Genomic DNA, 7,270 nt, shown 5'->3' with positions numbered 1-7,270 from the left:
CCCTCGCGCGTCGTTGGTCGGTGCGGGGGCGGGGGCCCCCCCGGCGGCCCCGGGCGGCGGCGGGGCCCCCTTCTCGGGGGTGCGGTCTTCGACCGGGCGGATCAGTACCAGCCCTGCGAGAGCGCCGTGTTGTACGCGCCGCACGCGCTGCCGTAGCGGTCGGCGATGTAGCCGAGGCCCCAGGAGATCTGGGTGGCGGGGTTGCTGGCCCAGTCGGCGCCCGCGGAGGACATCTTGCTGCCGGGGAGGGCCTGGGGGATGCCGTAGGCGCCGCTCGGGTTGGACGCGTAGACGTTCCAGCCGGACTCGCGGTTCCAGAGCTCGACGAGGCAGCCGAACTGGTCGGCACCCCAGCCGTAGCGCGAGGACATCATGTCTCGCGCGATGGCCTGCGCGGCGCTGGGGTTCGCGGGTGCGCTCGGCGCGGCCACGCCGCCCGAGTCGGAGCCCGAGTCGGACTCGGCCGCCTCGCGGGCGGCGGCCTCGGCCTCGGCCTTCGCCTTCGCCTCGGCTTCGGCCTTGGCCTTCTTCTCCGCAGCGATGCGGTCGGCCTCGGCGACGGCCTTGGTGACCTGTCCGGTCTGCGTCTTGGCCTGGTCGACGAGCTCGAACACCTTGCGCGGGCTGAGGAGCTCGTAGGAGTCGAGCGCGGCGACCGAGGTCGCGAGGGCGGTGGCGTCGGCCTTGCCCTTCGCGGCGGCGATCGCCCCGGCCGCGACGTCGAGCGTGTCCTTCGCCTGCTGTTCGGCGCGGACGTCGAGCACGGCGCCGTGGTCGACCTCGAGATCCTGGACCGAGTCGCGCTCGGCGGCGAGCGCGAGCGCCTGGGTCTCGGCGACCCGTGCGGCCGCGGCGTCGGCATTGCTCTGCGCCGCATACCCGGAGCCGACGAGGGCGCCGACGGCGACGATGGCGCCTGCGGTGACGAGCGGGGTGCGGAATCGGCGGGCCGGAGCGGTCAGCGTGCGCACGCGTCGCGTGGGCGCGGCTTCGCGCTGCGGTTCGGTGGGAGGAGTGGAGGAAGTCTGGTTCTGCATGTCTTTCACACGGGCGGAACGTCGCACGGGAGTGCGCCGAACCTGGACTTGGCGTTCCACGGACGCGGGGGCGGCCGGGCGAAGCGGCCAGTCTGCCGAGGCGAACTGGACAACCCCTCACGTTTGCCTGTGAATGTCATCCGAACTGTTGACGATTGCTCAGGATGAAGCGTTCGGCTCGCCCTCGGTCTGAACGTCGAGCCGCTTGTGCAGTTCGAGGCTGATCTGGGTCGCGTCCAACGCCTCGAGCGCCTGGGTGAGCGCGGTCGAGCTGAAGCGGCCCTCGTCGCGCTGCGCCCACAGTGCACGGCGCTGCGCGTCGATCACGCCGAGCCGGAACGCGTACCCGCGCGCGGCCTCCCCCGGCTTCCCGTCGCTCGCGGCCTTCGCCTCCTCGATACGGGTGCGGGCGATCTCGCGGAGCATCCGGTCGAGCTCATCGCGGTCGGCCTCGATCGCGGCGACGTCCAGCCGTGCCGGCTTCACCCATCGCACGATCATCGGCAGCGTGCCGCCCTGGATGAGCAGCGAGGCCGCCGCCACGGCGAAGGCCACGAAGACGAGCAGCGAGCGCTCCGGCGTGTCGGCTGGGAGGGTCTGCGCCGCCGCGAGCGTCACGGCTCCGCGCATGCCCGCCCAGACGATGACGGCGCCCTCGCGCCACCCCAGCGGCTCGGCCGTGAAGTAGTCGATGTCGGCGACCTTCCGGTTGACCCGTCGCCGGAACATCGCGAGCCGGTCCTTCGGCACGGCTCGGCTCGCCCCCTTCTGCGGTCCCCCCGCCCGCTCGAGCGTGAACGGATGCTCGGCGTCGACGTGGTCGAGGCGATCCTGCATCCCGGCGAGCCGGTCGCGCATCTGCACGCCCCGACGCGCCCGCCGCCGCTGGAGGCCGAGCGTCGGGAAGACGAACGCGGCGCGCACCGCCAGCACGGCCGCCAGCGACACGCCCGCGAGCAGGAGCCCCGACGCGATGCCCGAACGCCCGCCCTGCACCTCGGCGACGATGGTCGACATCTCGAGCCCCATCACGAGGAAGACCGTGCCCTCGAGGATCAGCTCCACCGTGCGCCACGCCTGCGTGTCGGAGGCGCGGTGCTGCGGTGAGAGCCGCTTGATCGCGCCCCGACCGGTGACGAGGCCCGCGACCACGGCCGCGACGAGGCCCGACGCGCCGAGCGCCTCGCTCGGCACGGAGGCGAGGAAGGGCACCGTGAAGGAGATGACGGTGTTCACGGTGGGATCGGTGACGCGCTCGCGCACCGCGAGGTTCAGCTTGCCCACGAGGAAGCCGATGACCACCGCGACGACGACCGCGAAGACGAAGTCGCCGAGCACGTCCCACAGCGAGACGGATGCCGCGGTCGCCACGATCGCCGACCGCAGCAGCACGAGCGCGGTGGCGTCGTTCAGCAGGCTCTCGCCCTCGAGCACCGTCACGATGCGCGGGGTCACGCCGACCCGCTTCACGATGGAGGTCGCGACCGCGTCGGTCGGGCTGACGATCGCGCCGAGCGCGATGCCGCCGGCCACCCCGAGCCCGGGGATGAGCCACGCGAACAGGAGCCCGAGCGCGATCGAGCTCACGATCACGAGGCCGACGGAGAGCCCGCCGATGGCGCTGAACTCGCGGCGGAACTCCATCGCCGGCATCGACACGGATGCCGAGTACAGCAGGGGCGGCAGCACGCCGGCGAGGATCCATTCGGGGTCGATCTCGATCTCGGGCACGAACGGCAGCAGGCTCGTTCCGATGCCCACGATCACGAGCAGGAGCGGCGCGGACACCCCGAGCCGCGGCCCGAAGGCCGTCGCGGCGGCGATGCCGAGCAGGCCGAGCACGACGACGACGAGCAGTTCCATGCGCATTCCCCTCGGCAGGACGGCCGTCTGCGACATCCGGCCGACGGCGATGGGGAAAGTCTGGCGCACCGCGTGCGAGGTGTCACGGACCGCCTCACGGCGAACTCACAGCGTGCGGGCGCAGCATCCGGAACAGCACGGGCCGCCGCGTCGTTTCATCCACTGTCGCGTCGCGCAGGCGCCGCGGCCGAAGAGGGTGCCGCAGCCAGCGGCGCCCCGGTGAAGGAGGAACGAATGTCGAACGACTACCGCAGCACTCCCGAGGCGCTCGCCCGCCTCACCCCGCTCCAGCGCAGCGTCACGCAGGGCGACGGCACCGAGCCGGCGTTCCGCAACGAGTACTGGGACAACCACGACGACGGCATCTACGTCGACGTCGTGTCGGGGCAGCCGCTCTTCTCCTCGACCGACAAGTACGACAGCCGGTCGGGCTGGCCGAGCTTCACGAAGCCGCTCGAGGCCGACGCCGTGACCGAGCATGTCGACCGCACGCTCTGGATGAAGCGCGTGGAGGTACGCTCGTCGGGTGCCGACAGCCACCTCGGCCACGTCTTCGACGACGGGCCGGCCGAGGCCGGCGGGCTCCGGTACTGCATGAACTCGGCTGCACTGCGCTTGGTGCCGGTCGCCGAGCTCGAGGAGCAGGGCTACGGCGACTTCCTCAGCCTGTTCACGACGACGGATGCCGCGGCCGCGACATCCGAGAAGGAGAACGCATCATGACGAACCGAACCGAGACCGCGATCCTCGCCGGCGGCTGTTTCTGGGGCATGCAGGACCTGATCCGCAAGCGCCCGGGCGTCGAGTCCACGCGCGTGGGCTACACGGGCGGCAGCAACGCCGAGCCGACCTATCGCAACCACCCGGGCCACGCCGAGGCGATCGAGATCGTCTTCGACCCGAGCGTCACGAGCTACCGAGAGCTGCTGGAGTTCTTCTTCCAGGTGCACGACCCGTCGACCCTGAACCGTCAGGGCAACGACATCGGCACGAGCTACCGGTCGGCGATCTTCCCGCAGAGCCCCGAGCAGCAGGAGATCGCGCTCGACACGATCGCCGACGTCGACGCCTCCGGCCTCTGGCCGGCGAAGGTCGTCACGACCATCGAGGAGGCCGCCCCGTTCTGGGAGGCCGAGCCCGAGCACCAGGACTACCTCGAGAAGTACCCGAACGGGTACACCTGCCACTTCGTGCGACCGGGGTGGAAGCTGCCCAAGCGCGACGCCTCGACGCTCGCGTAGGCACCGTCGTGCACGAAGCGGATGCCCGCCGGATCGATTCCGGCGGGCATCCGCCGTCTGCGGCCCGGCGGCATGGTGCCGAGTCCCAGCGAGGCGAACGTAGGCTGGAGACCATGGGTGTGCTGAATCCGGATTCCTTCACCGACGGCTTCACGTCGGATGCCTCGTCGCCGACGCTCGTGCCGGCGACGGTCGAGGCGTTCAAGGCGGCGTTCCGCGACCATCCGGCCGGCGTCGCACTGGTGACGGCCGCCACGCCGTTCGGACCGGTCGGCCTCACCGCGTCGAGCGTTGCCTCCGTCTCGGCCGACCCCGCCGCCCTGTCGTTCTCGGTCACGCGGGCCACCGGGTCCGCCGGCGGGCTGCTCGGGGCCGATACCATCGTCGTGCACCTGCTCTCGGCAGCCCAGGTCGAGGTCGCGCGGGCGTTCGCCCGTTCGGGTGCGCCGAGGTTCACGCCCGAGCAGGGCTGGTCCTCGCTGCCGACCGGCGAGCCCTGGCTCGTCGAGGCGCCCGTGGCGTTGCGCGCCCGCATCGTCCACACGGTGCCGGTCGGCGGTTCGTCGCTCGTGGTCGCCGAGGTGCTCGACGTCCGGCTCGGCGAGCGCGCCCCGTCGCTCGTGTACCGCGATCGCCGGTTCCACGCGCTCGACGACGAGTCGCCCCAGGTCTGAGGCGCCCGTCGCGTCGCCCGCACGTCCGGCCCCGGCCTCCTCGCCTCCGCCCTCCGCCCGCCGCCCGCCGCCCGCCCGCCTTCGCCCGTCACTCCGCCCGAGAGGATCCCCTCGATGTCGCAGCCCGCTCCGCGGAGACGCCGTCGGCGGCGACGGCTGTCGTATGCGCTCCTCGCGGTGCAACTGCGTCGGTGGGGGCTCGCCGGCATCATCGCGCTGACGGCGATCGGGGCGATCATCGCCGCGCTGACAACCCGGTAGCGGGCGACGCTCAGGCGGCCACGCCGAGCCGGTCGAGCGCGTCCTGCACGATCGTGAGCCCGCCGAGGCCCGGCATGCCGCTGATGCTGTCGTCGACCTTGCGGGCTGCGCGCCGACCCTCGGCGCCGCTCATCAGGTGGCCCATGACGTGGCGCACCTCGTCGGGCTCCATGATGCTCGAACCGACGGGCGCCCAGAACCGGCTGAGCGCGAACCGGGTGACCTTCTGGGCGCGCGTGCTGGCCGCGAGCCGTTCGCGGGCCTGCGAGGTGTAGAACGCGACGTGCCTGGCCTCCTGCTTGGCGATGCGGCGCAGGAGCTCGGCCAGCACCGGGTGCTCCTCGAGTTCGGCCATGCGCTGGTAGGCGGTGATCGCGGACCACTCGTTGGCGGCACCCCATGACATGTGCACGGCCACGAAGTCGTGGCCGACGAGTCCGCCGAGCACCGACTGCTTGATCGGGTCGAGGCGGTCCTTCCACCCGAGCTTCAGCCGGCTGGCCTTGAGCTGGTCGTAGTCGACCGTGATGTCGTGCATCGCGAGCACCGCGGCGAGCGCCTCCCCGTGCCAGAACTCCTCGCGGTTCCACATGGTCATGAAGGCGCTCACGTCGGCTTCGCGGTGCGACGGCGTGGTGAGCAGGTCCCGGGTGTAGCAGACGGTGTGGTACTCGACGTCGGCCATGTACCGCAGGGTCCTGAGCGACGGCTCGGGCAGCGGTTCGCGGCGGAACGACTCGAGGTCGAGGTCGCTCCAGTTCACGCTGACGGATGTCGCGGTGTACCGGTCGATGTCGAACGCCATGTGCTCTCCTCCTTCACGCCTCGAGCCGTCGGATGACGCGGGCCGCGGTGCGGGCGTCGATGCCGGGGAGCGAGCGGATGCCGCGGGCGAGCCGCTCGGCGCCGGTGCCGCCCGCTCCCCCGGCGCGGTGTCCGAGGGCGAACCGGGCGAACGCCCGACGGTCGTCGGCGGCGACCGATCCGCTGCCGAGCGGCCAGGGCGAGCGGGCGAGTTCGCGCCGGGCGAGCCGTGCCGACCGCGGCGAGGCGGTCAGGCGGCCGGCCGCTTCGGCCTCGAAGAACCGCGTGTGGCGTGCCTTGACCGCGCGGATCCGAGCCACGGCCTCGGCAAGAACGACGGCCGCGTCGACCCCGTCGGCACGCTCGGCCGCGCCGAGCCGCTCGTAGGCGAGGTCGAGCACGAGGTCGTCGACGAACCCGAGCGCGAGATGGGCGCCGACGACGTCGGGTCCCTGACCGAACCCGGCGAGCGCGCGCCGGATCGGGCCGCGCCCGGTCTCTCGTGCGGGAGCCCTCGGCGCGGACTCGGCCGTCGAGGCGCCCGCGGGCGCGGCGGCATCCGCGATCAGGTGCAGCGCATCGGCGATCCAGTACTTCTCGTAGGCCCACGACACGAGGAACGCGGTGACCCGGGCGTCCTTGTGGGTCGGCGTCACGAGCACGTTGCGCAGGTGCGCCATCGTGGCACCCTCGAGCACGGCGAGTGTGCGCAGCGTGCGCGCCGCGGCGGCGGGCAGCCCGGCCACGGCGTCGAGATCGAGGCTCGCGCGCAGGCTGCCCTGGGCGGTGCGGGCGAAGTCGCGGACGTCGAACGGCGCCGGCCGGGCTCCCGAGGTCGGGATCCGGACGGCGCCGTTCGTGTCGTTCATGTGCCGAGGCTACTCCGCCGCACTCCGCGACGAGGACGTCGCCACGGCGTCGGCTCGCGGCATCCGCGTTCAGAACTTGTTGCCGAGGGCCTTGCTCTTGAGCGCCTGGAACTCGCCCTCGGTGATGATGCCCTGGTCGCGCAGCGCGGCGGCCTTCGCGATCTCGTCGGCCGGGTTCGCGAACGAGACCTGCCGCACCTCTTCGTCGGAGTACTCGACGATGTCGGGTCGGCGGCCCGCCGAACGCTCCGCCATGCCCTGGCCCCGCACGATGAGGTAGACGAGGCCGGTGATGAACGGCACGAAGAGGAGCAGCAGGAACCACAGCGCCTTCATCCAGCCGCCGAGGTCGTGCGACCGGAAGATGTCGATCGCGATGTAGATCAGCGTGAAGAGGTATGCGATGTAGGCGAAGATCATGACGCTGATCCAGAACCAGTCCCATACCGTGGCGAAGAAGCCCATCTGCGGCGTCCTTTCGGGTTCGGTGGCCGCGATCCGGTCGAGGCCGTGTGGCGCTC

Annotated in this window: 9 protein-coding genes; 4 read left to right on the top strand and 5 right to left on the bottom strand. The window is 72.0% G+C overall.

The genetic code is table 11. The features are described from left to right. Positions 1-101: 101 nt before the first annotated feature. Together GQQ92_RS14660 and GQQ92_RS14655 are read right to left on the bottom strand one after the other, a co-directional pair. Complete coding sequence (locus GQQ92_RS14660) at positions 102-1,037, bottom strand: aggregation-promoting factor C-terminal-like domain-containing protein (RefSeq protein ID WP_157000046.1); 936 nt, start codon at positions 1,035-1,037, stop codon at positions 102-104. Positions 1,038-1,196: 159 nt separating this feature from the next. Next, entirely contained in the window at positions 1,197-2,900 is a 1,704-nt protein-coding gene (locus GQQ92_RS14655; protein WP_157000045.1) for a cation:proton antiporter, read from the bottom strand. A 234-nt stretch (positions 2,901-3,134) separates the two neighbouring features. Between GQQ92_RS14655 and msrB the strand changes: the two genes are divergently transcribed. The 4 genes from msrB (at position 3,135) to GQQ92_RS14635 (ending at position 5,076) form a co-directional block, all read left to right on the top strand. Continuing rightward, positions 3,135-3,623, top strand: a complete 489-nt coding sequence (gene msrB / locus GQQ92_RS14650) for a peptide-methionine (R)-S-oxide reductase MsrB (protein ID WP_157000044.1) — start codon at positions 3,135-3,137, stop codon at positions 3,621-3,623. Next, entirely contained in the window at positions 3,620-4,141 is a 522-nt protein-coding gene (gene msrA / locus GQQ92_RS14645; protein ID WP_157000043.1) for a peptide-methionine (S)-S-oxide reductase MsrA, read from the top strand. The genes msrB and msrA overlap by 4 nt, the downstream gene beginning before the upstream one ends. 113 nt (positions 4,142-4,254) lie before the next feature. Then, positions 4,255-4,815, top strand: a complete 561-nt coding sequence (locus GQQ92_RS14640; RefSeq protein WP_197738277.1) for a flavin reductase family protein — start codon at positions 4,255-4,257, stop codon at positions 4,813-4,815. 114 nt (positions 4,816-4,929) lie between these two features. Continuing rightward, entirely contained in the window at positions 4,930-5,076 is a 147-nt protein-coding gene (locus GQQ92_RS14635) for a hypothetical protein (protein WP_157000042.1), read from the top strand. 10 nt (positions 5,077-5,086) lie between these two features. Here the strand turns inward: GQQ92_RS14635 and GQQ92_RS14630 are convergent, their stop codons facing one another. The 3 genes from GQQ92_RS14630 to GQQ92_RS14620 form a co-directional block, all read right to left on the bottom strand. Beyond that, positions 5,087-5,881 (bottom strand): ferritin family protein, encoded by a 795-nt coding sequence (locus GQQ92_RS14630; RefSeq protein ID WP_157000041.1) that lies wholly within the window; start codon positions 5,879-5,881, stop codon positions 5,087-5,089. 13 nt (positions 5,882-5,894) lie between these two features. Then, positions 5,895-6,749, bottom strand: a complete 855-nt coding sequence (locus tag GQQ92_RS14625) for a hypothetical protein (protein WP_157000040.1) — start codon at positions 6,747-6,749, stop codon at positions 5,895-5,897. A 69-nt stretch (positions 6,750-6,818) separates the two neighbouring features. Next, positions 6,819-7,214, bottom strand: coding sequence for an SHOCT domain-containing protein (locus tag GQQ92_RS14620; RefSeq protein ID WP_157000039.1), 396 nt, complete (start codon positions 7,212-7,214; stop codon positions 6,819-6,821). Positions 7,215-7,270 lie beyond the last annotated feature (56 nt).

Source organism: Agromyces terreus, from assembly GCF_009749465.1.
Lineage (GTDB): Bacteria > Actinomycetota > Actinomycetes > Actinomycetales > Microbacteriaceae > Agromyces > Agromyces terreus.
The sequence above is the reverse complement of the archived record's forward strand: the minus strand, read 5'-3'. Positions and strand labels throughout refer to the sequence as shown.

Excerpts from the sequence above, each read along its gene's own strand:
- msrB (WP_157000044.1), top strand. The coding sequence starts at position 3,135 with ATGTCGAACGACTACCGCAGCACTCCCGAGGCGCTCGCCCGCCTCACC.
- GQQ92_RS14655 (WP_157000045.1), bottom strand. The coding sequence starts at position 2,900 with ATGGAACTGCTCGTCGTCGTCGTGCTCGGCCTGCTCGGCATCGCCGCC.
- GQQ92_RS14635 (WP_157000042.1), top strand. The coding sequence starts at position 4,930 with ATGTCGCAGCCCGCTCCGCGGAGACGCCGTCGGCGGCGACGGCTGTCG.
- GQQ92_RS14640 (WP_197738277.1), top strand. The coding sequence starts at position 4,255 with ATGGGTGTGCTGAATCCGGATTCCTTCACCGACGGCTTCACGTCGGAT.
- GQQ92_RS14625 (WP_157000040.1), bottom strand. The coding sequence starts at position 6,749 with ATGAACGACACGAACGGCGCCGTCCGGATCCCGACCTCGGGAGCCCGG.
- GQQ92_RS14630 (WP_157000041.1), bottom strand. The coding sequence starts at position 5,881 with ATGGCGTTCGACATCGACCGGTACACCGCGACATCCGTCAGCGTGAAC.
- msrA (WP_157000043.1), top strand. The coding sequence starts at position 3,620 with ATGACGAACCGAACCGAGACCGCGATCCTCGCCGGCGGCTGTTTCTGG.
- GQQ92_RS14620 (WP_157000039.1), bottom strand. The coding sequence starts at position 7,214 with ATGGGCTTCTTCGCCACGGTATGGGACTGGTTCTGGATCAGCGTCATG.
- GQQ92_RS14660 (WP_157000046.1), bottom strand. The coding sequence starts at position 1,037 with ATGCAGAACCAGACTTCCTCCACTCCTCCCACCGAACCGCAGCGCGAA.